Raw genomic sequence first — 391 nt, forward strand, 5'->3', positions numbered from 1 at the left:
TATCTAGTCAATTCGAAACGTTTGAAATACGAAAAAACGAAGCATACCAACTATTCAAAAAGCATGAAGACGAAAGTACAATATTAGCTGGCAGTCTTTTTGTATACACTCCCAAAGAAACGGTCTATCTCTTTTCTGGATCCTATCCTGAATTTAACAAATTCTACGCGCCCGCTCTTTTGCAAGATTATGTAATGCGAGAATCAATCAAGCGAGGTATTCCCTGTTACAACCTTTTGGGTATTACTGGTCATTTTGATGGTTCTGACAGTGTACTTCGTTTTAAATAAAATTTCAATGGTTATGTCCTGAGAAAAATGGGAACTTTTAGATATTATCCTTCCCCGTTTAAACATAAAACTATTCAAATAATTAAAAAAATTTTAAATAG

The 391-nt window shown here is 33.2% G+C and carries 1 pseudogene; it reads left to right on the forward strand.

Annotated features, from left to right (window positions below):
- Positions 1 to 391: pseudogene (locus HMPREF2984_RS04910) on the forward strand (peptidoglycan bridge formation glycyltransferase FemA/FemB family protein); the annotation flags it as partial.

Origin of the sequence: Streptococcus sp. HMSC066E07, assembly GCF_001814695.1 — a bacterium.
In the GTDB taxonomy this organism is placed as follows: domain Bacteria; phylum Bacillota; class Bacilli; order Lactobacillales; family Streptococcaceae; genus Streptococcus; species Streptococcus hominis.